Raw genomic sequence first — 25,182 nt, forward strand, 5'->3', positions numbered from 1 at the left:
GTCTCCTTTATCGGTTCACGCGGGGCAGCCCGAGCGCCACCATGCCGATGATGTCTCGCTGAATCTCGTTGGTGCCGCCCCCGAAGGTGAGGATCAGGCAGGACCGGTGCATCCGCTCGATCCGGCCGCGCAACAGGGCGCCCGGGGAATCGGCACGCAGCGTCGCCGCGGTGCCCATCACCTCCATCAGCAGCCGGTAGGCCTCGGTGGCCAGCTCGGTGCCGTACACCTTGGCCGCCGACGCGTCGGCGGGGGAGGGCGCCGCGTCCTCGGTGGATGCGAGCTCCCAGTTGATCAGCTTGAGCACCTCGGCCTTGGCGTGCACCCGCGCGAGGTTGAGCTGCACCCATTGCGCGTCGATGAGCCGGCTGCCGTGCACGTCCTTGGTGTTCTGGGCCCACTCGCGCACCGCGCCGAGGGCGACGAAGATCGGCTGCGCGGAGACGAGCGCCACCCGCTCATGGTTCAGCTGGTTGGTCACCAACTTCCAACCGGCGTTCTCCTCACCGACGAGGCTGCTGACCGGGACGCGGACATCCTGGTAGTAGGTCGCGCTGGTGTCCACGCCCGCGACGGTGTGCACCGGCGTCCAGGAGAAACCGTCGGCCGTCGTCGACACGATCAGCATCGAGATACCGCGGTGCTTCTTGGCGTCGGGATTGGTGCGCGCGGCCAGCCACACATAGTCGGCGTACGCAATCAGCGACGTCCACATCTTCTGCCCGTTGATCACGTACTCGTCACCGTCGCGCACCGCGGTCGTGCGCAGGGAGGCCAGGTCGGTGCCAGCGCCGGGTTCGGAGTAGCCGATCGAGAAGTGCAGTTCGCCCGCGGCGATCTTGGGCAGAAAGAACTTCTTCTGCTCGTCGCTGCCGAATCCCATGATCGTCGGCGCCACGCTGTTGATCGTCAGGAACGGCACCGGCACGTTGGCGATGGCGGCCTCGTCGTTGAAGATCAGGCCGTCCATCGGGGGCCGCGCCTGACCGCCGTACTCCGTCGGCCACGACAACGTCAGCCAGCCGTCCTTGCCCATCTGGGCGACGGTCTCGCGGTACACGTTCCCGCGTCCCATCTCGCCGTCGTTGCTCGACAGTGCCTCGGCACGCTCAGGGGTCATCAGCTTCGAGAAGTACGCGCGCAGCTCGCGCCGCAGCTCCTCTTGCTCGGGGGTGTAGCCGATCCGCATCGCGATCCTCACTAGTCTGCGAGCCTGTACCCGGTGCCGTCCCGGACGCCCGTCTGGATACCTCAGGTCTTCCCCGGTTGTAACACGTTCTAGTCTTGGGGTCCAGGCTGGTGCCACACTGGGTGCTCTGCGAACCGGCCTACAGCCCTAGACCGTCAGGAGGAAGTCATGCGAGTGGAAGTGGATCGCGACCGTTGCGAGGGCAACGCCGTGTGCGTCGGAATAGCGCCCGACCTGTTCGACCTCGATGACGAGGACTACGCGGTGGTCAAGGCCGACCCCGTCCCCGAAGGCGAGGAGGCGGTGGCCGATCAGGCCATCGTCGAGTGCCCCCGCGCCGCCCTCATCCGGCACGACTAGAGGTATTCATAAGTGACATCTTCTGCAGCCGACATCGATCTGTCCGGACGCGTCGCGGTCGTCACCGGGGCAGCCGCCGGGCTGGGCCGGGCCGAGGCCGTCGGGCTCGCCCGGGCAGGGGCCACGGTGGTGGTCAATGACATCGCGCCCGCGCTGGACCGCTCCGATGTTCTCGACGAGATCGCCGAGGTCGGTGCCAAGGGAGTAGCAGTCGCCGGCGACATCAGCGAGCGCTCCACCGCCGACGAGCTCGTCGAGACCGCCGACGGTCTCGGCGGTCTGGCCATCGTGGTCAACAACGCCGGTATCACCCGCGACCGCATCCTGTTCAACATGACCGACGAGGAGTGGGACGCGGTCATCAACGTGCATCTGCGGGGGCACTTCCTGTTGACGCGCAACGCCGCCACCTACTGGCGGTCGAAGGCCAAACAGGCCGGGGACGGCGACAAGAACGGCACCGTCTATGGCCGGATCATCAACACCTCGTCGGAGGCCGGCCTGTCGGGCCCCGTCGGTCAACCCAATTACGGCGCGGCGAAGGCGGGCATCACGGCGCTGACGCTGTCGGCGGCGCGCGCGCTGGGGCGCTTCGGCGTCCGGGCCAATGCGATCGCTCCGCGGGCCAGGACGGCGATGACGGCCGGTGTCTTCGGTGACGCACCGGAGTTGCCCGACGGCGCGGTGGACCCCCTGTCGCCCGAGCACGTCGTGAACCTCGTGCGGTTCCTCGCATCTCCTGCCGCCGAAGCCGTCAACGGACAGCTGTTCATCGTCTATGGTCCGACGGTGACGCTCCTGGCGGCGCCGACGGCCGAAAAGCAGTTCAGTGCCGACGGCGACGAGTGGGACCCGTCCGCGTTGTCGGCGAGCTTGCAGGAATACTTTGCTGATCGTGATCCGGAGAAGGGCTTCTCCGCAGCGATGGGGCTTGGGGACCGAGACTGACAGTCTCTGTTGTCACAGCCACTCCGCAGGTAGAACGTGTTCTAGAATGACCTACGTCACACCGGCCTTGAACAGCGGGAACATAACAATATGCAGCCGATTAGCGTTCTTTGACACTGCGAACGTGTTCTAGTTAGTATGATCCGGCTCACGGGAGACAGCGCTGGGTGCAGGGGTGGGAACCCCACGCAGGCAGCTTCCCGGTAAGAGTTCGCCAGGCGTACGTGTCGACACCTTCGGACCGAGATCGGAGCACAGGTTGATCGAACAGCTTGCGGCGCCCGCGCGGGCCGTGGGCGGGTTCGTCGAGATGTCCTTGGACACTTTCGCCAAGTCCTTCCGCCGACCGTTCCAGTTCCGCGAATTCCTCGATCAGACGTGGATGATCGCGCGCGTCTCCCTGGTCCCCACCCTGCTGGTGGCGATCCCCTTCACCGTTCTGGTGGCCTTCACACTGAACATCCTGCTGCGCGAGATCGGTGCCGCGGATCTCTCCGGCGCAGGCACCGCGTTCGGCACCATCACCCAGCTGGGGCCGGTGGTGACGGTGCTCGTCGTCGCCGGAGCCGGCGCGACCGCCATCTGTGCCGACCTGGGGGCCCGCACGATCCGCGAAGAGATAGACGCCATGCGCGTGCTGGGCATCGACCCCATCCAGCGGTTGGTGGTGCCCCGCGTGCTGGCGTCGACGTTCGTGGCGCTGCTTCTCAACGGCCTGGTCTGTCTGATCGGTCTGGCCGGCGGTTACGTGTTCTCCGTGTTCCTGCAGGGCGTCAACCCCGGTGCGTTCATCAACGGGCTGACGGTGTTGACCGGGCTCGGGGAGCTGGTGCTGGCCGAGATCAAAGCTCTGCTGTTCGGTGTCGTCGCCGGTCTGGTGGGGTGCTACCGCGGCCTCACGGTCAAGGGCGGCCCCAAGGGCGTTGGCAACGCGGTCAACGAGACCGTGGTCTACGCGTTCATCTGTCTGTTCGTGATCAACGTGATCATGACGGCGGTCGGGGTCAGGGTGCTGGCGCGATGAGCGTTTACGCGAAGAGCAGAAGACTCCGATGAGCGTTCACGCGAAGAAGAGACCGTTCTGATGAGCTATGACCTCACCCTCCGGTTCCGGCGCGCGTTCCGCGTCGTGCCGCGCACCGTCGACACCGTGGGCGAGCAGGCGTTGTTCTACGGCGAGTCGGTCCGCTACATCCCCAACGCGGTCACGAGATACCGCAAGGAAACGATCCGGCTCATCGCCGAGATGACCATGGGCACCGGCGCTCTCGTGATGATCGGCGGAACGGTCGGCGTCGCGGCGTTCATGACCCTGGCCTCTGGCGGCGTCATCGCCGTGCAGGGCTACTCATCGCTGGGCAACATCGGCATCGAGGCACTCACCGGCTTCCTGTCGGCCTTCCTCAACGTGCGCATCGTGGCGCCGGTGATCGCGGGCATCGCGCTCGCGGCGACCATCGGCGCGGGCGCCACGGCCCAGCTCGGCGCGATGCGCGTCGCCGAGGAGATCGACGCCGTGGAATCGATGGCCGTGCATGCGGTGTCGTATCTGGTGTCGACCCGATTGATCGCCGGGCTGATCGCGATCGTTCCGCTCTACGCACTCTCGGTGCTCGCAGCGTTCTTCGCCGCCCGCTTCACCACCGTCTACATCAACGGTCAGTCCGCCGGTTTGTACGACCACTATTTCAACACCTTTCTGGTCCCCAGCGATCTGCTGTGGTCTTTCCTGCAGGCCATCGTGATGTCGGTGGCGGTCATGCTGGTGCACACCTACTACGGTTTCAACGCCTCCGGAGGCCCGGTCGGCGTGGGCATCGCGGTGGGCCAAGCCGTGCGGACCTCGCTGATCGTCGTGGTGACGATCGTTCTGTTCATCTCCCTGGCGGTCTACGGCGCCTCGGGCAACTTCAACCTCTCCGGATAGGACGACAGCTCAATGGCCAACGGTGACGCAAAGCGCACCCACGTGAGGATCGCTGCGGCGATTCTCGCTGTGGTGGTGCTTGCCGCCGTGGTGTTCACGTACCTGTCCTACACCGCGGCCTTCACATCCACCGACAAGGTGACGGTGCTCTCGCCACGCGCCGGGCTGGTGATGGAGACCAAGGCGAAGGTGAAGTACCGCGGCATCCAGGTCGGCGAGGTCGAATCGATCGACTACGCGGGTCAGGACGCCAAGTTGACGCTGGCCATCCGCAGCGACGACATGCGCTACATCCCGAGCAATGCACCGGTCCGCATCGCCGGCAACACGATCTTCGGTGCCAAGTCGGTGGAGTTCCTGACCCCCGAGAATCCGGACTCGACGTCGCTGCGGCCGGGTACCCAAGTGCAGGCCAAAGACGTTCAGCTCGAGGTCAACACGCTGTTCCAGACGTTGACCGACGTGCTCGGCAAGATCGATCCGGTCAATCTGAACGCGACGTTGTCGGCGCTGGCCGAGGGTCTGCGCGGGCACGGTGACGACCTCGGCGCCGGTCTGTCGGGCCTCAATTACTATCTGCAGCAGCTGAATCCGAAGTTGCCGACCCTGCAGGACGACTTCCGCAAGGCGGCGATCGTCACCAACATCTACGGTGATGCTGCGCCGGATCTGGCGACGATTCTCGACAACGCGCCGACGGTCAGCAAGACGGTGGTCGACGAGCAGGACAACTTGAACGCGACGCTGCTGGCGGCCACCGGGTTGGGCAACAACGCCGCCGACACCCTCGAACCGGCGGCAGACAATTTCATCGCCGCCGTCCAGCGGTTGCGGGCGCCGCTGAAGGTGCTCGGCGACTACTCGCCGGAGTTCGGCTGCCTGCTCAAGGGCATCTCGATCGGCATCGACCGGTTCGCGCCGATCATCGGCGGTATCCGGCCGGGCCTGTTCGTGGCGTCGAACTTCATCCCCGGCTCGCCGGCCTACACCTATCCGGAGAGCCTGCCCCTCGTCAACGCCTCCGGCGGTCCGAACTGCCGCGGCTTGCCGGACGCTCCGAGCAAGCAGTTCGGCGGATCGTGGTATCACTCACCGTTCCTCGTGACCGACAACGCCTACGTGCCCTACCAGCCGAACACCGAGCTGCAGTTCGACGCACCCTCGACGCTGCAGTTCCTGTTCAACGGGGCCTTCGCCGAACGGGATGACTTCTAGTGGCGCGCAGACTCGGTGCGCAGGACCGCACCATGATCAACGTCGGTGTCTTCACCGTCGTGATGCTGCTCGTCGCCGGCATGCTGATCGTGGTGTTCGGCGAGTTCCGCTTCGGTTCGGACAAGGACTATCACGCGACGTTCACCGACGCCTCGCGGCTCAAGGCCGGTCAGGACGTGCGCATCGCCGGTGTGCCCGTCGGGGCGGTCAAGGACATCAAGCTCAACGACGACAACACGGTTGACGTCGCGTTCAGCCTCAACGAGCGCTATCAGCTCTACACCTCCAGCAAGGCGCTGGTCCGCTACGAAAACCTGGTGGGCGACCGGTACCTCGAGATCGCCTCGGGCCCAGGGGACCTGGTGAAGCTCCCGCCCGGTGGCACCATCACCAACACCGCTCCCGCCCTCGATCTGGATGCGTTGCTCGGCGGACTGAAGCCGGTCTTCAAAGGCCTGGACGGCCAGAAGATCAACGAGGTCAGCAACGCGATCATCGAGTTGCTGCAGGGTCAGGGCGGCGCGCTCTCGCAGATGCTGTCCTCTACCAGCGCGTTCACCCAGGATCTAGCTGCGCGTGATCAGTTGATCGGAGACCTGATCACCCACCTGAACACGGTGCTCGGCACGGTCGACGAGAAGGGTGCCGAGTTCGACGCGACCGTCGACAAACTGCAGAAGGTGTTGACCGGGCTGGCCCAGGGCCGTGATCCGATCGCCGGCGCCATCGGCCCGCTCGCCTCGGCCACCAACGATCTGACCGAGACACTGGAGAAGAGCCGCCGACCGCTGCAGGGTGTGCTGGAGAACGTGCGGCCCCTGGCGCAGCGGATGGACGAGCGCAAGGGCGACATCAACAAGGTCATCGAGCCGCTCGCGGAGAACTACCTGCGGCTCAACGCACTCGGCGCCTACGGCTCGTTCTTCAACATCTACTACTGCTCGATCCGCATGAAGATCAACGGGCCCGCCGGTAGCGACATCCTGATCCCGTTCGGTGGCCCACCGGATCCGTCCAAGGGGAGGTGCTCTGAGAATGGCTAGACCTGACGGTGGAAACCCCTTGCGCACCGGCATCTTCGGCATCGTGCTGGTGACCTGCCTGGTCCTCGTGTCGTTCGGCTACAGCAACCTCCCGTTCATGCCGCAGGGCAAGCCGTACGAGGCGTTCTTCACCGACGCCGGCGGCATCTCCCCGGGTAACGACGTCAACGTCTCGGGGATCAACGTCGGCAAGGTCAAGAATGTGGCGCTGGCCGGCGACACCGCGAAGGTGACATTCACCGTCGACCGCAAGATCCGAGTCGGCGACCAGTCGCTGGTGGCGATCAAGACCGACACCGTGCTGGGCGAGAAGTCGTTGGCCGTGACGCCGAAGGGCGGCGGTTCGGTGACATCGATCCCGGTGGGCCGCACCACGACTCCGTACACGCTCAACACGGCGCTGCAGGATCTGGGGCAGAACGCCAGCGAGCTGGACAAGCCGCGGTTCGAACAGGCGCTGCAGACGCTGACCGACTCGCTACGCGATGCCAAGCCGCAGCTGCGTGGTGCCCTCGACGGTGTCACGAACTTGTCGCGGAGCCTGAACAAGCGCGACGAGGCCCTCGAGCAGCTGCTCACCCACGCCAAGCGGGTCACCGACACGCTGGCGCAGCGGTCCGGCCAGGTCAACCAGCTCATCATCGACGGGAACATGCTGTTCGCCGCTCTCGACGAACGCCGCCAGGCGCTCAGCAATCTCATCGGTGGGATCGACGATGTCTCACAACAGCTCTCGGGTTTCGTGGCCGACAACAAGCGGGAGTTCGGCCCGGTACTGAAGCAGCTGAACCTGGTGATGGACAATTTGCTGGAACGGCGCGAGCACATCGGTGAGGCGCTCAAGCGGCTGCCGCCCTATGCGACCGCACTCGGTGAAGTGGTCGGCTCCGGCCCCGGATTCCAGATCAACCTCTACGGTCTGCCGCCCGCCACGCTGTCCGAAGTCCTGCTCGACACCTACTTCCAGCCCGGCAAACTGCCCGACAGCCTTGCCGACTACCTGCGCGGATTCATCTCCGAGCGGCTGATCATCAGGCCGAAATCGCCATGACGCAACCAGATTCGTCCTCCTCGAAGGGCCGCGTGCTGCGTATCGCACTGGCGGCCGTGCTCGTCGTCGCGCTGGTGTCGGCGGTGTATCTGGTGTGGCCGTCGCGTGGTGGCAACAAGCTGGTCGCCTACTTCCCGTCGGCGGTCGGCCTGTACTCCGGCGACGAGGTGCGTGTCATCGGTGTCCCGGTGGGGCGCATCGACTCGATCGAACCGCGCGCCAAGGACGTCAAGATCACGATATCCATCGACGACGGGGTCAAGATCCCGGCTGACGCGCAGGCGCTGATCATCTCGCCCAACCTGGTCGCGGCCCGATTCGTCCAGTTGGCGCCCGCCTACACCGGAGGCCCGGTGATGGCCGACGGTGCCGAGATCGGTCTCGATCGAACCGCCGTCCCGGTGGAGTGGGACGAGGTCAAAGAGCAACTCACGCAACTGAGTAGTCAGTTGGGGCCGCAACAGAACTCGGTGCAGGGACCACTGAAGGCGTTCGTCGACCAGGCTGCCGACACCCTTGACGGCAACGGGGATTCGTTCCGGTCGGCGATCCGCGAGCTGTCCCAGACCGCGGGGCGCCTCGGCGACTCCCGAACCGACCTGTTCGGCACCATCCGCAACCTGCAGGTACTCGTCAACGCGCTGTCCAACAGCAACCAGCAGATCGTGCAGTTCACCGACCACGTCGCGTCGGTGTCGCAGGTACTCGCCGACAGCTCCGCCGATCTGGACAACACGCTGGGCACGTTGAACCAGGCGCTGTCGGACGTCAAAGGCCTTCTGGGAGAGAACAACAAAGCACTGATCGACCAGGTGGCCAAGCTGACGGACTTCACCAACCTGCTGACCGAACACAGCGACGACATCGAGCAGATCCTGCACATCACGCCCAACGGGCTGGCCAACTTCTACAACATCTACAACCCGGCGCAGGGCACCGTCGGCGGTCTGCTGACGCTGCCGAACTTCGCCAATCCGGTGCAGTTCATCTGCGGCGGCACCTTCGACATCGGCGCCAACCCGGACAACTACAAGCGCGCGGAGATCTGCCGCCAGCGAATGGGTCCGGTGTTCAAGCGCATCGCGATGAACTTCCCGCCGCTGCTGTTCCACCCGATCAACAGCATCACCGCCTACAAGGGGCAGATCCAGTACGACACCCCGGAGACGGAAGCCAAGGCCCAGACTCCGGTGCCGTACCTGCAGTGGCAGAACGCCCCGGGGACGACGCCGCCGCAGATCGCCCCCGGTGGAGCGGATCTGGCTGCGCTGTTCGCGCCGACCGCGCCGACCCAGGGTTCGGGCCAGGCACCCGGTCCCGCGCCGTCGCAGGGTTCTGGTCCCGCGCCGGGCCCCGTACCCGCTCCCACGGGGGGGAACTGATGATCCGCAAGGCCATCCGTCCCGTGTTGGCGCTGGGTACCCTGACGGTCTTGGTGTCCGGGTGCGAGTTCGGTGGGTTGAACTCGCTGGACATGCCCGGCACCGCGGGTCACGGCGAGGGTTCCTACACCGTCACCGTCGAGTTGCCGGATGTGGCGACGCTGCCGCAGAACTCACCGGTGATGGTCAACGACGTGACCGTGGGGAGTGTGTCGGGCATCGATGCCGTTCAGCGCCCCGACGGGACGTTCTACGCGGCGGTGAAGCTGTCGCTGGAAAAGGACGTCAATCTGCCCGCCAACGCGATCGCGAAGGTCGCGCAGACCTCGCTGCTGGGCTCCCAGCACGTCGAGTTGGCAGATCCCCCCGAGAAGCCGATCGGCCGGTTGGAGAACGGCTCGAACATCCCGCTGGACCGCACCGGTCGCTATCCGACCACCGAAGAGGTGCTGTCGTCGCTCGGCGTCGTGGTCAACAAGGGCAATCTCGGTGCGCTGCAGGACATCACCGAGGAGTTCTACAACGCAGTCGTCGGCAGGCAAGGCACCTTCACCGATCTGATCCCGCGACTGGCGGAGCTGACGTCCTCGCTGGACCGGCAGACCGATGACATCATCTCTGCCGCCGAGGGACTGGACCGCTTCGCCGGCATCCTCGCGCGCAGCAAGGACAGCCTGGGCCGCACCCTGGACACGCTGCCCGCGGCACTCGATGTGCTGGACCGCAACCGGGCCACCATCGTCGACACCTTCACCGCCCTGCGCCGACTGGCCGTGGTGGGGTCGAAGGTTCTCGCCGAGACCAAAGTCGACCTGGCCGCCGATCTGAAAGATCTGTTCCCGGTGGTCAAGTCGCTCAACGACAACGCCGACGACCTCATCAAGAGCCTGGAGCTTCTTCCGACGTTCCCGTTCCACTATCAGTATCTGCGCAAGGCCGTCCGCGGCGACTACCTCAACGTGTTCGTCACGTTCGACCTGACCCTGCGTCGCCTGGGCGAGACGGTGTTCACCACCTCGCTCGGACTCGACCCGAACATGAAGCGGCTCAACGAGGTCGTCAACCCCCCGGACTTCCTGACCGGCGAGTTGGCCAACCTTTCGGGTCAGGCCGCCGACCCCTTCAAGATCGCGCCGGGAACGGCCACCCAGCACGAGGGGACACCGTAGATGCTGGACAGGCTCTCCAAGATCCAACTGTCGATCTTCGCGGTCGTGACCGTGTTGACCGTCGGCGCGATCTCGATCTTCTATCTGCGGGTGCCCGAGGCGATCGGGTTGAACTCCTACCAGGTGACGGCCAACTTCACCGCGGGCGGCGGCCTCTACCAGAACGCCAACGTCACCTACCGCGGTGTCACGGTGGGTCAGGTGGAGTCGATCGGCCTGTCCGACAACGGCGTCGTCGCACACATGAGGCTCGACAGTGGAACGCCGGTGCCCGCCAACGTGACCGCGACCGTCAAGAGCGTCTCGGCCGTCGGCGAACAGTACGTCGATCTGGTGCCGCCTGAGGATCCCGCCGGTGACAAGCTGCGCAACGGCGCGGACATCCCGGTGAGCCGCACCGCGATCGGGCAGGACATCGCCGGATTGCTCCAGCAGGCGGACTCCCTGGTCAGCAGCGTCGGCAACAGCCGGATCAAGGACCTGCTGCGGGAAACGTTCAAGGCATTCAACGGATCCGGGCCGGAGCTCGCCCGACTGATCCAGTCCGCGCGGCTTCTCGTCGACGAGGCCAACGCCAACTACGGGCAGACCACCCAATTGATCGACCAGGCCGGCCCGTTCCTGGACGCACAGATAGCCAGCGGCGACAACATCCGGTCTCTGGCCGACGGGCTGGCCCGGTTCACCGGAGAGGTCGCAAACGCTGACCCACAGCTGCGTACGCTGCTGCAGACCGCCCCGGGCGCCGCAGGCGTCGCGAACGAGACCTTCGAGGGCATCCGCCCCAATTTCCCCATGCTCGCGGCGAATCTGGCCAACCTGGGCCGGATCGGGGCGATCTATCACAAGTCGATCGAGCAGGCCCTTGTGATCTTCCCCGCCCTGATGGCCGGCCTGAACACCGTCGCCGGCGGCGTGCCCGCCGACGAGGGCGGCAAGCTCGACTTCAAGGTCCATCTCAACGATCCGCCGACCTGCTCGGTCGGCTTCCTGCCGCCGACGACCATCCGCTCGCCCGCGGACACGACGCTGCGCGAGTTGCCGACCGATCTGTACTGCAAGACCCCGCAGAACGATCCCTCGGTGGTGCGCGGTGCGCGCAACTATCCATGCCAGGAGTTCCCGGGCAAGCGCGCCCCGACGATCCAGCTGTGCCGCGACCCCAAGGGTTACGTGCCGATCGGCACGAACCCGTGGCGCGGGCCGCCGGTCCCGCTGGGCACACCGATCGAGGATGGGCGCAACATCCTGCCGCCCAACAAGTTCCCCTTCATCCCGCCGCAGGTGGACCCGGATCCCGGCCCGCCCGTGGTGCAGCTGCCCCCGGGCGCGGTGCCTGGACCCGGGCCTGCCCCGCACGCACCGTTCCCGCTTCCGGTGCCGCCGAACGAGCCGGGAACACCTCCTCCGCCGTGGCCGTACTTCGCGCCGCCGGATCAAGTGGTGCCGCCGTACGGCCGTACCCCACCCGGGCCACCCGCTCCGGCTGCTCCCGCACCGGCAGCACCACCCGCAGTGGCACCCGCTCCCGGGGCTCCCGCTGCCCCCTCTGGCCCGCTGCTGCCCGCCGAGGCGGTACCGCAGCCGGGTGGACCCACGCCGCAGGCCGCGGGACCCGCGATGGCGACCTACGACCAGAACGGCAAGTTCGTCGACCCTGCCGGCGGAACTGGCACGTTCGCTGGTGGAACTGACAAACTGGCGCCTGCAGAGAACTGGGTCGATCTGATGTTGGCCCCGAAGCAGCTATAGGCAGGACGAGTTGGTAGAAGCTAGCCCGCGTGAAGCGAGCCGGCCCCCGCGGCGTCGCGCCTCCCGCGCCGCCGGGCCGGCCTCCGGTGCCGAACCGGAGTCCTTGGCGGTTGTGCTCGACGCCCCCGGCACCACCACGGTCCGTCGTCCGGGCTCGGCGTCCGCGGCGCCGCCGCCACGTCGCCGGGCCAATCGTGGCCTCGTCGCGCTGGTGTCCCTGCTGACCCTGCTCGTGTTAGCGGGTGCGCTGGGTGGTGGGGTGGCGTGGATGCTGCACCAGCAGCGGGTCCAAGAGGCCCAGCTGGCCCGCGACCAACGGTTCGTCGACACGGCTTCGCAGTTGGTGGTCAACATGTTCAGCTACACGCAGGACGACATCGACGACAGTGTGAACCGCTTCGTCAACGGCACGAGCGGACCGCTGCGCGACATGCTCAGCCAGGGCGACAACGTCGACAACCTCAAGGCCATCTTCCGCGACACCAACGCCAGCTCCGAGGCGGTGATCAACGGCGCCGCACTCGAGAAGGTCGACCAAGTCAGCGGTAACGCCGCGGTGCTGGTGTCCGCTCGCGTGACGGTGACCGACGTCGACGGCACCAACAAGCCGTCGCAGCCCTACCGCATGCGGGTGATCGTGCACGAGGACGACAACGGGCACATGACGGGCTACGACCTCAAATACCCCGACGGCGGCAACTGATGGGTAAGTGGACCGCGCGACTGCTGGCCGCCATCGGCGTGCTGTTGTCACTCGGCGTGGTGGCGCTCGGTGGCGTCGGCGGCTGGCTGTACTGGGACCGGGTGCAGTTGCAGGGCGAGCAGGCGGCGCGCGACGAGCTGGCTCCGCTTGCCCAGCAACAGATTCCCCAGGTCTTCGGTTACGACTACCAGACGGTCGAGGGCAGCCTGGGCAAGGTGTACCCCCTGCTGACGCCCAACTACCGCCGCGAGTTCGAGGACCGTGCGACCAAGGACATCATCCCGCAGGCACGGGACCGCCAGCTGGTCAGCCAGGCGAACGTGGTGGGCGTGGGAGTGCTGGAGGCGCAACGTAATTCGGCGTCAGTGATGGTCTACATGAACCGCACGGTGACCGACAAGTCCCGCCAGCCCATATACGACGGCAGCCGCCTACGTGTCGACTATCAGAAGATCGACGGCAAGTGGCTGATCAACTACATCACGCCGATTTAGAGTCGGCCAGCGCGTCGAGAAAGGCCCGCGCCCAGCGGTCCACGTCGTGGGCCAGCACCTGCCGACGCAGCGCCCGCATCCTGCGCCGACCCTCCTCCGGGGTCTGTGTCAGCGCCGCCTCGATGGCATCCTTGACGCCTTCCAGGTGGTGCGGGTTGGTCAGATAGGCCTGCCGTAATTCGGCTGCGGCACCGGTGAATTCGCTCAACACCAGGGCTCCGCCGAGATCGCTGCGGCACGCCACGTACTCCTTGGCCACCAGGTTCATGCCGTCGCGCAGCGGGGTCACCAGCATGACGTCGGCGGCGGCGTAGAACGCGATCAGGTCTTCCCGGGGCACGGGGCGATGCAGGTAGTGCAGCACCGGGTGTCCGACCTGTCCGTATTCGCCGTTGACGTGGCCGACCTGGCGCTCGATGTCCTCCCGCATCGCGATGTAGCTCTCCACCCGCTCGCGGCTCGGCGTGGCCAGCTGCACCAGGACGGTGTCGTTCGGGTCGATGCGGCCCTCGTCGAGCAGCTCGGAGAACGCCCGCAGCCGCACGTCGATCCCCTTGGTGTAGTCCAGCCGGTCGACGCCGAGCAGCACCTTGCGCGGGTTACCGAGTTCGGCGCGAATCTCTCTGGCGCGCTGTCGGATTCGGCGGGTGCGCGCCTGCTGATCGAGATCGCCGGAGTCGATCGAGATCGGGAACGCGCCGACCTTGACGGTGCGGAAGCCCACGAACACCTCGCCGAAGCGGGAGCGGACGCCGACGTTGCCGCGCGAGGTGTTGGCGCCCACCAGCCTGCGCGACAGGATCAGGAAGTTCTGCGCACCGCCGGGCAGGTGGAACCCGACCAGGTCGGCACCGAGAAGACCTTCGATGATCTCGGTGCGCCAGGGCATCTGCATGAACAGTTCGACCGGCGGGAAGGGGATGTGCAGGAAGAAACCGATGGTCAGGTCGGGCCGCAGCATGCGCAGCATCTTCGGGACCAGCTGCAGCTGATAGTCCTGCACCCACACCGTGGCGCCCTCGGCCGCGATCCGTGCGGTCGCCTCGGCGAAGCGGCGGTTGACCTCGACGTAACGGTCCCACCACTGCCGGTGGTAGATCGGTTTGACGATGACGTCGTGATACAGCGGCCACAGGGTCGCGTTCGAGAACCCCTCGTAGTATTCGGCGACGTCGTCGGCGGACAGCCGTACCGGAACCAACGTCATGCCGTCCTGCTCGATGGGTTCATCGAAGCTGTCCGGATCGTCGGCCTCCTCGGGAACGCCGGGCCACCCGATCCAGGCGCCGCTGCGCTTACGCAGAAGCGGCTCGAGCGCAGTCACCAGTCCGCCCGGGCTGCGCTTGTACTCCGTGGAACCGTCGGGCCGGCGGACGATGTCGATGGGGAGGCGGTTCGCGACGACGACGAAATCGGCCGACGCGGCCGGGCCCGAGCGGTCCTCTGCGCCGCCCGGAACAGGCATTACGCGTCGAGCTTTGCCGGTCCGATACCGAGCATCGACAGGAACACCCGGCATTCGTCGGCGTCGGTGGCGTAGGCGGCGACCACGCGTCGCGCCTGGCGCTCGGTGCTGTCGGCGATGGGCTCGACGTCGCCGATCTCGGCAGGGTCAGGTTTGGCAGGCATGGCACAACTCTAGCCAATGGCGGGGCCGGGAGCCGAAACCCGTTCGTGGCGGCCCCGGTGGCGTATAACTAGAACACGTTCTCGTTTTGATGTGGTGAAAGGTGCATGGATGCAGCTCTCTGATGCGATGCTCTCGGGCCGAACGGTGCTGGTCACCGGCGGGGGGAGCGGGATCGGTAAGGGGGTGGCCGCAGCGGTCGTGGCGGCAGGCGGCAACGCGATGTTGATGGGCCGCAATGCGGACAAGCTGGCTGCGGCAGTCGAGGAGATCGGCGGCGCGGTGCGCTACGAGCCCGGCGACGTCACCAACGAGGACGAGGTGGCCCGCACGATCGATGCGGCGACGGCGTGGACGGGTCGGCTCGACGGCGTGGTGCACTGCGCCGGCGGCAGCGACACGATCGGCCCGATCACCCAGCTCGACTCCGAGGCCTGGCGGCGGCTGGTCGACCTCAACATCAACGGCACCTTCTACGTGCTCAAGCACTCGGCACGGGCGATGGTGCGCGGCGGCGGGGGATCGTTCGTCGGCATTTCTTCGATCGCGGCGAGCAACACCCACCGCTGGTTCGGTGCCTACGGCGTGTCCAAGGCGGGGGTGGATCACCTGATGCAGCTGGCCGCCGACGAGCTCGGCCCCTCGCTGGTGCGGGTGAACTGCATCCGGCCGGGCCTGATCCGCACGGACCTGGTGGCGGCGATCTTCATGTCGCCAGAGGTGAGCGGCGACTACGCGGCAGCCACGCCGCTGCCGCGTCCCGGTGAGGCCGAGGACGTCGCCAATGCGGCGGTGTTCCTGCTCAGCGACGCGTCCAGCTACATCACCGGACAGCTGATCAATGTCGACGGCGGCATGATGCTGCGCCGCGGGCCAGACTTCTCGGCGATGCTCGAACCGGTCTTCGGTGCCGACGGTCTGCGCGGCGTCGTACCGGACTAGTTGCCCTGGTCGTGGTGGATGCGGCCGCGCGTCTCGGTCAGAGGCCGGCCCCCACCGCCCCATCGGGAGGCGATGATCTCCGCGGCGATCGACACCGCCGTCTCCTCGGGGGTACGGGCACCGAGATCGAGCCCGATGGGGCTGGACAGTCGGCTCAAGTCGTCGTCGGTCAGACCCGCGTCCCGCAGGCGGCGCATCCGATCCTCGTGGGTGCGCCGCGATCCCATCACGCCGACGTAGCCGATCTCGGGCAGCCGCAACGCCACCTCGAGCGCCGGGACATCGAACTTCGCATCGTGGGTGAGCACGCAGATAGCGGTCCGCGCGTCGAGGGCGCCGCGCTCGGCCTCGCTGGCGAGGTAGCGGTGCGGCCAGTCGACCACCACGTCGTCGGCTGCGGGAAACCTTGCCGCGGTGGCGAATACGGGCCGGGCATCGCAGACGGTGACCCGGTAGCCCAGCAGGGTTGCCTGGGCGGCGAGTGCGGTGGCGAAGTCGATGGCCCCGACGATGATCATCCGCGGCCGAGGCGCGTGACTGGCGACGAAGACCTCCATCCCGGTCTCTTGCCGCTGCCCGTCCGGTCCGTAGCTCAGAACGGCCGAGCGGCCCGCGGCCAGCAGGCCTCTGGCGTCGTCGACGATCGCGTCGTCGGCGCGCTCGGAACCCACTGAGCCGTCGGCGAAGTCAGGCCCGACGACGATCCGTCGCCCGTGGCGCAGCGGGTCGGGATGATCGATGACGGTGGCCACCGCCACCGCGCGGTGAGCGGCGATGTCGTCAGCGACGGCCTGCAACTGTGGAAACGTCTGGCGCGACACCGGTTCGGTGAAGACATCGATGATGCCTCCGCAGGTCAACCCCACAGCGAAGGCCTCGTCGTCGCTGACGCCGTACCGCTGCAACTGCGTGCGGCCGCTCGCCATGACGTCACCGGCCACGTCGTAGACCGCAGCTTCGACGCAGCCGCCCGAGACGGAGCCGGCGACGGCGCCGTCGGGGGTCACCACCATGGCCGCGCCGGGCGGACGTGGTGCGGAGTTCATCGTGCGGACGACCGTCGACAGGCCTGCGGTACCGCCGGCACGCCAGACGGTCAGCAACTCGTCGAGCACGTCGCGCACGTGCGAAGTCTATGCCCGCCGCGGACTCGCTACACCTTGGTCAGATCGGTGTGCATCAGCATCACGTTGTAGCTCGACCAGAGCGAGAGGTTGAAGTACAGATCCGATCCGGTGCCCAATGTGGACGGAGACCAGGGGTGCAGCATCGGTGCGTAGATGCCACCGGACTGCTGGCTCATCAGGACGGTGGCATCCGACCAGGCGCCCTCGGGGGTGTCCGCGGTCCGCATGACGATGCTGTTGTTCTGGTCGCCGTACAGCACGATGTACTTGTCCAGGTAGTCGTTGTACTGCACCGACATTTCGCTGACCGTGTAGCCGGGTTTGGTGAAACCCAGGAAACCGCCCGACTTTCCGATGATCGCCGTCGCTGCCGACGGGTTTCCCTTCACCCAGCTGGCGGGCGTGGTGCCCAGCCAGCTCTTCGAGGCGGCCTTGTAGTACTCGTACTTCGAGGGATCGAGGATGTTCTCGGGCGCCACACGCGACAGGTACGCCGCGCCCTGACGGCCGTTCGGTGTGCCGTACGCGTAGATGAGGCCATCGTCGCCCTTGACGAAGGCCGACTGCTGAAAGTTCTTGTTGCCGCTGAGGAACGAGTTGTATCGAATGCTCTTCGGGTCGATCGTGAAGTTCTCGCCGTTGTCCGTCGAGTAACCCATCGCCGAGTAGTTGGTGGTCCACTTACCCGACGAACCCCACTTACTGACCGACATGTAGCTGACGTACTGAATGGTGCCGTACGGCGTGTCCTTGGTGACTGGCACGTTGACCGAGATACCCGCGGTCGGGATCATCGTCACCGAACTCGGCAACCACTTCTCGGGATTGATGATCGGGCGTGCGTTCACCGGACCGTCCAGCGGTGCACCGCCGAAGTAGTTGCCGGTGAACCATTCTCCGTTGGGGATCGTGATGCCGTCGCTCAGATTGGTGTCCGAGCTGCGGAACAGCGTGTTGAAGATGTGCCGGCCCGTCATGTTGGGCCCGCTGAAGGTGTCGCCGACGGCGATCAGCACCTGGTGCTCGTTGTACGGGGTGGTCGGGTCGTCGACCATGCCGTTGTCCCACATGGTGCCGACGTCGGTGCCCCACACGCTGAACCGGTCGACGGTGTTCGCCTTCAGCGGATCGCCGTAGGAGTAGCCGCCGGTCACCCAGCTGACGAAGTTGGTCGACGGGCTGACCTGAGGGTTCAGCCACGGCGAGTACGGCGTGACCGCGGCGGCAGCCAGCGGGGCGGCCTGCGGGGTGTCGGTGGTCAGGCTCGAGGTGGCGACGCGGGTGGTGCGTGCGGCCGACAGCGTCTCGAGCTCGCGCCGTGCCACCGACAGCAGTGCGAACAGGAACGGGGGCGGTGCCGTCTGGCCCTGGCCGGCGTCAGCCTTCTGGTGCGCCCAGTCGACCATGCTGCGGGCAACTTCGACGACGGCCTTGACGACTGGTCTGTCGATCGGCCGGTCGATCTGCTGTGCGGGCACGGCGGTGTCCGGTGCCGGGCGCAGCAGCGTCGACCGCAACGAGATGCGCGGCGGTTCGGCCGGATCGGGGGAGACGACCTGGGTGCGTCGCGCGGAGCGCGACGGCGCTTTGTTGGTGTCGGCGGTCGCAGCGGTTGACGCCGACGAGCCGGGGGTGGCCCCGGGGGTGCTGTCCGCCTTCCTCCAGGTCGGCCTCGATGTGCGCTTCGTGGTCGGCTTCGTGGTCGGTTGTGTCGTCGTCACCGAATCGGCGGGATCGGCCGTATCGGATGCGTCCGTCTTGTCGGGCTTGCCGAACCGCCGTGGCTTGTCGGCGCGGTCGGATCTCGGGGTGGTGCGGGCCTTGGGGCCCGCCGCGGTCGAGGGCTTCTCGGTCGACGACGGGGACGACGAAGCCGACGAGGACGTCGAGGCCGAGGCGGTGTCATCGGCCCACGCCTGCCCCGCGAACACCGCCGACCCGATGCCCAGGGCGACGGCCAAGGCGCCGACACGGCCGATATACGCTGCGGAACTCAACAGAAAACCCCTTTGGAAACCGGTCTCTCGTCCCCCGACGTAGCGCCATTCAATCGCATCTCACAGGAGTCGGCCAGCAAAAGGGCGTAAAGGCCCCGATATCGTTTCGCGACTGTGATCGTTGGCTTTTCCGGAGTCATGCCGCGACGCTGCAAACCCGGTTGGCGAGACGGCGGTCGTTCACCGCCCGTCATGGAGCCCCCTGTCAGGATTGAACTGACGACCTACGCTTTACAAGAGCGTTGCTCTACCGCTGAGCTAAGGAGGCGTGGAAGGTCAGCTTAACGGCTGTGCCCTCACTCTTCGACATCGATCACCCGCTGCGGCGTCGCCGGTCGCGCGATGAATCGGGCACGCGGGCGGCGTCCCGGCAGAGGGATGCGGTCGGCGATGTTGCTCAGCGGGTTCACCACCTGACTCAGCACGATCACGGCCTCACGCAACGCCTCGATCGTCGGCTCCAGCGCTTCCAGACCCGGGGTCAACCGGTTCAATGTGTCCGCAACCGTCGCGAGCTGCTCGAGTGGGCCGTTGCGGGCGGTGAGGGTGTCCACGACGCCGCCTTCGGCGAACAGACGTTCGGCCACCCCGTCCTCGGCGAGCAGTCTGTCCACCAGCCCGTCCTCGGCGAGCAGTTGATCGACCAGTCCGCCGGGCTCGATGGCACGCATCAGCCCGCTGTTGTCCTCGGTCAGCCGCTCCAACGCGCCACCGGGGGCCGTCAGCCTGTCGATGACGCCGCCGGGCTGCAACAGGCGGTCCAGGGCCCCGCCCGGCGCCAGCGCCCGGCCCAGCGGCTGGTCCTCGTCCATCAGGCGTGCGAGCCGGTTGGCCCGCTCCACGGCATCCTGGACGCCGATCATCGCCGCGAAGGAGGTCGGCGGCTGGCGGACACCACTTCCGGGCTCACCGAGCGCCTTGCGCGCGATGCCGAGGCCACCGCTGGCCATCCCGAGCCCGGCATCGGCCACGGCCAGACCCACCCGTGCCGGCGTCAATGCGAGATCGCTGAGGGATCTGCCGAGGTTCATGCGCTCAGTGTAGGAACAGCGCAAGAATGAACTCACAGGAACCACACAGCGAGCGTGCAGCACTTTTCCAATCCAGGGGTTGAAACTGAGGACCATGGCCATGCCAGTGCAGGAAAGCGTCCCCGAAGCTCGGATCCTCGTGGTCGATGACGAGACCAACATCGTCGAGCTGCTGTCAGTGAGCTTGAAGTTCCAGGGCTTCGAGGTGCACACGGCATCCAACGGTCCGGCCGCCCTCGACCTCGCACGCGAGATGCGCCCCGACGCCATCATCCTGGACGTGATGATGCCCGGTATGGACGGGTTCGGGCTGCTGCGCAGGCTGCGCGCCGATGGGATCGAGGCCCCGGCGCTGTTCCTGACCGCACGCGACTCCTTGCAGGACAAGATCGCCGGACTCACCCTCGGCGGCGACGACTACGTGACCAAGCCGTTCAGCCTCGAAGAGGTGGTGGCCCGGTTGCGGGTGATCCTGCGCCGTGCGGGTGGCGGCGTGCAGGAGCCGCGCACCTCACGGCTCAAGTTCGCCGACATCGAGCTCGACGAGGACACCCACGAAGTGTGGAAAGCCGGCGAGCCGGTGTCGCTCTCGCCCACGGAATTCACCCTGCTGCGGTACTTCATCATCAACGCCGGCACCGTGCTGTCGAAGCCGAAGATCCTCGACCACGTCTGGCGCTACGACTTCGGTGGCGACGTCAACGTCGTCGAGTCCTACGTGTCCTATCTCCGCCGCAAGATCGACACCGGGGACAAGCGTCTGCTGCACACCCTGAGGGGTGTGGGGTATGTACTTCGCGAACCCCGGTGACAATGGGGATGTGCCCCACATCAGACGCGGGATTCCGCTTCGGGTAGGACTGGTCGCAGCGACGTTGCTGCTGGTCGGCTGTGGTTTGCTTGCCTCGGGTATCGCGGTGACGACGATCATGCACCACACGCTGATCAACCGCGTCGACGACACGTTGCGCGACGCCTCCCGGGGCTGGGCCCAGGTGCCCAGACAGTCACCCGCCGATCCGGAGGACCAGGGCCCTAACACCGGCAGGCCGCCGTCGGACTACTACGTGCGGGTCATCGAACCCGGCGGCAGCGCCTGGGTCGCAGTCAACGACAGCGATGCCGAACCCGCCTTGCCCGCTGACAACGACGTCGGACCCGATCCGGTCACGGTCGGAAGCAAAGCTGACTCTCCGGTCGAATGGCGCGCGATGACGGTGCCCGGAGCCGACGGTGAGCTCACCACCGTCGCGATCGACCTGTCCGACGTGAAGTCCACGACCCGGGCCCTGGTCGCCGCGCAGATGGGCATCGGCGTCGCGGTGCTGATCGTGCTCGGCATCGCCGGGTACGCCGTCGTGCACCGAAGCCTGCGTCCCCTCGCCGAGGTCGAGCAGACCGCCGCCGCCATCGCCGCGGGCCAGCTGGACCGCCGCGTTCCCGAGCGCGACCCCCGCACCGAGGTCGGGCGGCTCTCCCTGGCGCTCAACGGCATGCTCGCCCAGATCCAACGGGCATTGGCGTCCTCGGAGTCGTCGGCGGACCAGGCCCGCGAATCCGAGGAACGCATGCGCCGGTTCATCACCGACGCCAGCCACGAACTGCGGACCCCGCTGACGACGATCCGTGGCTTCGCCGAGCTGTATCGCCAGGGCGCGGCCCGTGACGTCGAGATGCTGATGGGCCGCATCGAAAGTGAATCGCGGCGGATGGGCCTGCTGGTCGAAGACCTGCTGCTGCTGGCCCGACTCGACGCGCAGAGGCCGTTGGAGCAGCGCCGGGTCGACCTCCTCGCCCTGGCCAGCGACGCCGTGCACGACGCGCAGTCGATCGCGCCGCGCCGGCCGATCCGCATGGAAGTGTTCGACGGCCCGGGGACCCCCGAGGTTCTCGGCGACGAGGCGCGACTGCGTCAGGTGCTGTCCAATCTGGTCGCCAACGCCCTGCAGCACACTCCCGAAACGGCCGCGGTGACCGTGCGGGTCGGCACCGAGGGGGACTCCGCGGTCCTCGAGGTGCGCGACCAGGGCCCGGGGATGAGCGTCGAGGACGCCCAGCGGGTGTTCGAACGCTTCTATCGCGCCGACTCGTCGCGGGCTCGCGCCAGCGGCGGCACGGGCCTCGGGTTGTCGATCGTCGATTCGCTGGTCTATGCCCACGGCGGCACAGTAGGGGTGACCACCGCGCCGGGGCAGGGCTGCGCGTTCCGAGTGAGCCTGCCGCGGATCGCGGAGGCTGCCGAGGTCACCGAGGGCACGGTGCCCGCCTCGGTGGACGTCCCGATCAGCTGAGTTCGGCCAGCGCCGCCTTGATGCGGCGCTGCGCCTCGTCGAGCGACTCCGGCGACGGATCGTTGTCCACGTTCGCGAAGCCGAAGTCCGCGAGGTCACGTGCGGGGAAGACGTGCACGTGCAGATGCGGCACCTCGAGACCGGCGATGATGACGCCGGAGCGCTCGGTGTCGAACGCTGTGCACACCGCCTTGCCGATCAGCTGGCAGACTTCCATCACGCGGGCGAACACGGGCGCGTCGATGTCCTGCCAATTGTCGATCTCCGCGCGCGGTACCACCAGCGTGTGTCCCTGCGTCATCGGCTGAATCGTCAGGAACGCCACCACCTCGTCGTCTTCGTAGACGAATCGGCCCGGCAGCTCGCCGTTGATGATCTTGGTGAAGACGGTCGCCATGGCACCGAGCATTCCATAGCCTGGCCAGATGCTGGGTTTGATGCAGGACCGACCATTGCTGATCTCGTCGCTGATCGACTACGCCGCGGCGTTCCACGGGGACGCGGAGATCGTGTCGCATGTGCCCGAGGGCCCCAAGGGCACTGTGCGCCGCTCCTCGTGGCGCGAAGTCGGCGAGGTGTCCAAGCAGGTGGCCAACGCGCTGACCGAGTGGGGCATCGACGCCGGGGACCGGGTTGCCACGCTCGCCTGGAACAGCGACCGCCATCTCGCGCTGTACTTCGGTGTCTCGGGTTCCGGCGCGGTGATGCACACCGTCAACCCGCGGCTGTTCCGTGAGCAGATCGTCTACATCATCAACCATGCCGAGGATCGAATCCTGTTCTTCGACACCACGTTCGCGTCGCTGGTCGCCGACATCGCACCCGAGCTGACCACCGTGACCGCATACGTAGCGATGACCGACCGGGACCACATGCCCGAGGTGCCCGGATTGCCCGACGGTGCGCTGCTGTGCTGGCAGGACGTCATCGGGCGCCAGTCCACGCATCACCACTGGCCGGAGTTCGACGAGCGTAGCGCGTCGTCGCTGTGCTACACCTCCGGTACCACCGGCAATCCGAAAGGTGTTCTCTACTCCCACCGTTCGACGATGCTGCACACCCTGATGGCCGCGGCGCGCGACGCCAACGACGTGCACAGCGGGTCGGTGATCCTGCTCGTGGTGCCGATGTTCCACGCCAACGCGTGGGGTACCCCCTACACCGCGGCGATGGTGGGTGCCAAGCTGGTGTTGCCCGGCCCCCACCTCGACGGTGAATCGGTGTACCAGTTGATGAAAGCCGAAGGGGTGAACCAATCCCAGGGCGTTCCGACGGTGTGGATGATGCTGTTCTCCTACCTCGACGCCCACCCCGAGATCGACCCGCACGAACTCGGGCTGCGTATCGCGGGCACGGGCGGCGCGGCGTTGCCGCTGTCGATGATCGAGCGGTTCGACAGGGACTTCGGTGCGCAGGCCATGCAGGGCTGGGGCATGACCGAGACCTCCCCGTTGTGCGTCATCGGCCGGCTGCTGCCCAAGCACGAAGGGCTCCCGCAGGCCGAGAAGAACCAGATCCTGTTGAAACAGGGGCGCGGGATCTGCGGTGTCGAGTTGAAGATCGTCGACGACGATGGCAACCGATTGCCCTGGGACGGTACGGCTTTCGGTGAAGTGTGGCTGCGCGGTCCGTGGATCGCCAGCGGCTACTACCGGGGCGAGGGCGGGGAGAAGCTCGATGCCGAGGGGTTCTTCCCGACCGGCGACGTGGCGACCATCGACCCCGACGGCTATCTGCAGCTGGTCGACCGCGCCAAGGACGTGATCAAGTCCGGCGGCGAGTGGGTCAGCTCGATCGACCTGGAGAACGCCGCGCTCGGCCACCCGGCGGTCGCGGAGGCCGCGGTGATCGGGGTTCCGCACCCGAAATGGCAGGAGCGGCCACTGCTGGTGGCCGTGCTGCGCGAGGGCCACAGCGCAACCCGGGAAGACATCCTCGACTACCTTGCCGACGAGGTCGCCAAGTGGTGGCTGCCCGACGATGTGGTGTTCGTCGACGAGCTGCCCCACACCGCGACGGGCAAGATCCTCAAACTCGAGCTGCGAAAGCAGTATCGCGACCACGAGCTGCCCGGCGTCAGCTCCTGACCTGCTCCGAGACTTTCCGGGCGATCTCCGCTATCGCCCACGGCGGCGCGTCGTGGTGGTCGCGGTACGCCACGATCTGCGGCGTGGGCCGGCCGAAGCGACCGACGAAACCGCCTGCGGCGATGAAGATCTGGCCCGTGATGTCGGCGGCCAGGTCGCTCACCAGGTAGGCGTAGGTGGGGGCGGCGTACTCCGGCGGCGCAGCATCCAGTGCTCCGGCCATGCTGATGTCGTCGAGCAGCCCACGCCTGTTGAGCTCGGTGATGTGCGCCTCGTAGTCGGGGCCGCTGGAGAGCCGGGTCTTGGCTCCCGGGCACACCACATTGGCGCGCACCCCGTGTTCGGCGAGCTCGGCGGCGATGGCCAGCGTCAGGCCGTTCACCGCCCCCTTGCCGGCCGGATAGCCGGTGCCCCCGTAGTCGCCGAGGAACGCGAACGATCCCGTGGTGACGATCGCCCCGGAGCGCTGCGCGACCATCAGCGGTGCGGCGGCCCGGCACGTGTGGAAGACCGTGCCGAGGTGGGCGTCCATCAGATCCCGGAACTGCGAGGCGGTCACGGACAGGATCGACGATCCGGCCGGCTCCGCCGTGCCGGCGCAGTTGACCAGGATGTCGATGCGGCCGAATTCCCGTACGCACTCGCCGATCAACGCGTTCGCGGTCGCGGGATCCGCGGGCGAGCCTGCGAAACCGACGGCGCCGGGAATGCTGCGTGCGGCCTCGTCGACGGCATCAGGATCCCGGCCGTTGACGACAACACCGGCGCCGAGTTCGGACAGAAGCGCAGCGACGGCTCGCCCGATCCCGCGCGTGCCGCCGACGACGACGGCAGCGCGGCCGGACAA

At 67.0% G+C, this 25,182-nt stretch carries 24 protein-coding genes and 1 tRNA gene; 16 read left to right on the forward strand and 9 right to left on the reverse strand.

Annotated features, from left to right (window positions below):
- Window positions 1-7 precede the first annotated feature (7 nt).
- Complete coding sequence (locus ACZYYX_RS12935; protein ID WP_463814926.1) at window positions 8-1,189, reverse strand: acyl-CoA dehydrogenase family protein; 1,182 nt, start codon at window positions 1,187-1,189, stop codon at window positions 8-10.
- 168 nt (window positions 1,190-1,357) lie between these two features.
- Here ACZYYX_RS12935 and ACZYYX_RS12940 point away from each other — a divergent pair, with 168 nt between their 5' ends.
- The 12 genes from ACZYYX_RS12940 to ACZYYX_RS12995 all read left to right on the forward strand — a co-directional run bounded on the left by ACZYYX_RS12940 (window position 1,358) and on the right by ACZYYX_RS12995 (window position 13,233).
- Window positions 1,358-1,549 (forward strand): ferredoxin, encoded by a 192-nt coding sequence (locus tag ACZYYX_RS12940; RefSeq protein ID WP_463814927.1) that lies wholly within the window; start codon window positions 1,358-1,360, stop codon window positions 1,547-1,549.
- 12 nt (window positions 1,550-1,561) lie between these two features.
- Window positions 1,562-2,497, forward strand: coding sequence for a 3-oxoacyl-ACP reductase (locus ACZYYX_RS12945; RefSeq protein ID WP_463814928.1), 936 nt, complete (start codon window positions 1,562-1,564; stop codon window positions 2,495-2,497).
- Between the two features lie 259 nt (window positions 2,498-2,756).
- Complete coding sequence (locus ACZYYX_RS12950; RefSeq protein ID WP_046365488.1) at window positions 2,757-3,521, forward strand: MlaE family ABC transporter permease; 765 nt, start codon at window positions 2,757-2,759, stop codon at window positions 3,519-3,521.
- Between the two features lie 60 nt (window positions 3,522-3,581).
- Window positions 3,582-4,424 carry an MlaE family ABC transporter permease gene (locus ACZYYX_RS12955; RefSeq protein WP_463814929.1) on the forward strand — a complete coding sequence of 281 codons (843 nt, stop codon included), beginning with the start codon at window positions 3,582-3,584 and terminating at the stop codon, window positions 4,422-4,424.
- 12 nt (window positions 4,425-4,436) lie between these two features.
- Entirely contained in the window at window positions 4,437-5,639 is a 1,203-nt protein-coding gene (locus ACZYYX_RS12960; protein WP_463814931.1) for an MCE family protein, read from the forward strand.
- Window positions 5,640-5,671: 32 nt separating this feature from the next.
- The gene (locus ACZYYX_RS12965; protein ID WP_463815783.1) at window positions 5,672-6,682 is read left to right on the forward strand and encodes an MCE family protein; all 1,011 of its coding nucleotides are present in this window, start codon (window positions 5,672-5,674) and stop codon (window positions 6,680-6,682) included.
- The gene (locus ACZYYX_RS12970) at window positions 6,675-7,733 is read left to right on the forward strand and encodes an MCE family protein (protein ID WP_463814932.1); all 1,059 of its coding nucleotides are present in this window, start codon (window positions 6,675-6,677) and stop codon (window positions 7,731-7,733) included. The genes ACZYYX_RS12965 and ACZYYX_RS12970 overlap by 8 nt, the downstream gene beginning before the upstream one ends.
- The gene (locus ACZYYX_RS12975; protein WP_463814933.1) at window positions 7,730-9,115 is read left to right on the forward strand and encodes an MCE family protein; all 1,386 of its coding nucleotides are present in this window, start codon (window positions 7,730-7,732) and stop codon (window positions 9,113-9,115) included. The genes ACZYYX_RS12970 and ACZYYX_RS12975 overlap by 4 nt, the downstream gene beginning before the upstream one ends.
- Window positions 9,115-10,284, forward strand: a complete 1,170-nt coding sequence (locus ACZYYX_RS12980; RefSeq protein ID WP_463814934.1) for an MCE family protein — start codon at window positions 9,115-9,117, stop codon at window positions 10,282-10,284. Before ACZYYX_RS12975 ends, ACZYYX_RS12980 begins: the two co-directional genes overlap by 1 nt.
- Complete coding sequence (locus ACZYYX_RS12985) at window positions 10,285-12,036, forward strand: virulence factor Mce family protein (protein WP_463814935.1); 1,752 nt, start codon at window positions 10,285-10,287, stop codon at window positions 12,034-12,036.
- Window positions 12,037-12,046: 10 nt separating this feature from the next.
- Window positions 12,047-12,739 (forward strand): mammalian cell entry protein, encoded by a 693-nt coding sequence (locus ACZYYX_RS12990; protein ID WP_463814936.1) that lies wholly within the window; start codon window positions 12,047-12,049, stop codon window positions 12,737-12,739.
- Entirely contained in the window at window positions 12,739-13,233 is a 495-nt protein-coding gene (locus ACZYYX_RS12995; RefSeq protein WP_463814937.1) for a mammalian cell entry protein, read from the forward strand. The genes ACZYYX_RS12990 and ACZYYX_RS12995 overlap by 1 nt, the downstream gene beginning before the upstream one ends.
- On the opposite strand, the gene ACZYYX_RS13000 is transcribed toward ACZYYX_RS12995, so the two are convergent.
- The gene (locus ACZYYX_RS13000) at window positions 13,220-14,698 is read right to left on the reverse strand and encodes an alpha,alpha-trehalose-phosphate synthase (UDP-forming) (RefSeq protein ID WP_463814938.1); all 1,479 of its coding nucleotides are present in this window, start codon (window positions 14,696-14,698) and stop codon (window positions 13,220-13,222) included. The genes ACZYYX_RS12995 and ACZYYX_RS13000 overlap by 14 nt on opposite strands.
- Window positions 14,698-14,862 (reverse strand): hypothetical protein, encoded by a 165-nt coding sequence (locus ACZYYX_RS13005; protein ID WP_172835593.1) that lies wholly within the window; start codon window positions 14,860-14,862, stop codon window positions 14,698-14,700. Before ACZYYX_RS13005 ends, ACZYYX_RS13000 begins: the two co-directional genes overlap by 1 nt.
- Before the next feature lie 109 nt (window positions 14,863-14,971).
- On the opposite strand from ACZYYX_RS13005, the gene ACZYYX_RS13010 reads away from it, so the two are divergent.
- On the forward strand, window positions 14,972-15,802 hold the full coding sequence (locus ACZYYX_RS13010) for an SDR family oxidoreductase (protein WP_463814939.1): 831 nt from the start codon (window positions 14,972-14,974) through the stop codon (window positions 15,800-15,802).
- On the opposite strand, the gene ACZYYX_RS13015 is transcribed toward ACZYYX_RS13010, so the two are convergent.
- From ACZYYX_RS13015 to ACZYYX_RS13030, 4 genes are all read right to left on the reverse strand, one after another.
- The gene (locus tag ACZYYX_RS13015) at window positions 15,799-16,926 is read right to left on the reverse strand and encodes an XdhC family protein (RefSeq protein WP_463814940.1); all 1,128 of its coding nucleotides are present in this window, start codon (window positions 16,924-16,926) and stop codon (window positions 15,799-15,801) included. The genes ACZYYX_RS13010 and ACZYYX_RS13015 overlap by 4 nt on opposite strands.
- 29 nt (window positions 16,927-16,955) lie before the next feature.
- Window positions 16,956-18,926, reverse strand: coding sequence for a DUF4185 domain-containing protein (locus tag ACZYYX_RS13020; RefSeq protein WP_463814941.1), 1,971 nt, complete (start codon window positions 18,924-18,926; stop codon window positions 16,956-16,958).
- Between the two features lie 193 nt (window positions 18,927-19,119).
- Window positions 19,120-19,194, reverse strand: a tRNA-Thr gene (locus tag ACZYYX_RS13025).
- A 28-nt stretch (window positions 19,195-19,222) separates the two neighbouring features.
- A complete protein-coding gene (locus tag ACZYYX_RS13030) occupies window positions 19,223-19,957 on the reverse strand; it encodes an MlaD family protein (protein WP_463814942.1) in 735 nt (244 codons plus the stop codon).
- A gap of 94 nt (window positions 19,958-20,051) precedes the next feature.
- Between ACZYYX_RS13030 and ACZYYX_RS13035 the strand changes: the two genes are divergently transcribed.
- On the forward strand, window positions 20,052-20,768 hold the full coding sequence (locus tag ACZYYX_RS13035) for a response regulator transcription factor (protein WP_463814943.1): 717 nt from the start codon (window positions 20,052-20,054) through the stop codon (window positions 20,766-20,768).
- Window positions 20,746-22,248, forward strand: a complete 1,503-nt coding sequence (locus ACZYYX_RS13040) for a sensor histidine kinase (RefSeq protein WP_463814944.1) — start codon at window positions 20,746-20,748, stop codon at window positions 22,246-22,248. The genes ACZYYX_RS13035 and ACZYYX_RS13040 overlap by 23 nt, the downstream gene beginning before the upstream one ends.
- Here ACZYYX_RS13040 and ACZYYX_RS13045 read toward each other — a convergent pair.
- The gene (locus ACZYYX_RS13045; protein ID WP_463814945.1) at window positions 22,241-22,645 is read right to left on the reverse strand and encodes an HIT family protein; all 405 of its coding nucleotides are present in this window, start codon (window positions 22,643-22,645) and stop codon (window positions 22,241-22,243) included. The genes ACZYYX_RS13040 and ACZYYX_RS13045 overlap by 8 nt on opposite strands.
- A gap of 28 nt (window positions 22,646-22,673) precedes the next feature.
- Between ACZYYX_RS13045 and ACZYYX_RS13050 the strand changes: the two genes are divergently transcribed.
- The gene (locus ACZYYX_RS13050; protein ID WP_463814946.1) at window positions 22,674-24,335 is read left to right on the forward strand and encodes a long-chain-fatty-acid--CoA ligase; all 1,662 of its coding nucleotides are present in this window, start codon (window positions 22,674-22,676) and stop codon (window positions 24,333-24,335) included.
- Here the strand turns inward: ACZYYX_RS13050 and ACZYYX_RS13055 are convergent.
- A complete protein-coding gene (locus ACZYYX_RS13055; protein ID WP_463814947.1) occupies window positions 24,325-25,182 on the reverse strand; it encodes an SDR family NAD(P)-dependent oxidoreductase in 858 nt (285 codons plus the stop codon). The two genes, ACZYYX_RS13050 and ACZYYX_RS13055, sit on opposite strands and share 11 nt — an antisense overlap.

This window comes from Mycobacterium sp. IDUB_1 (assembly GCF_055419625.1).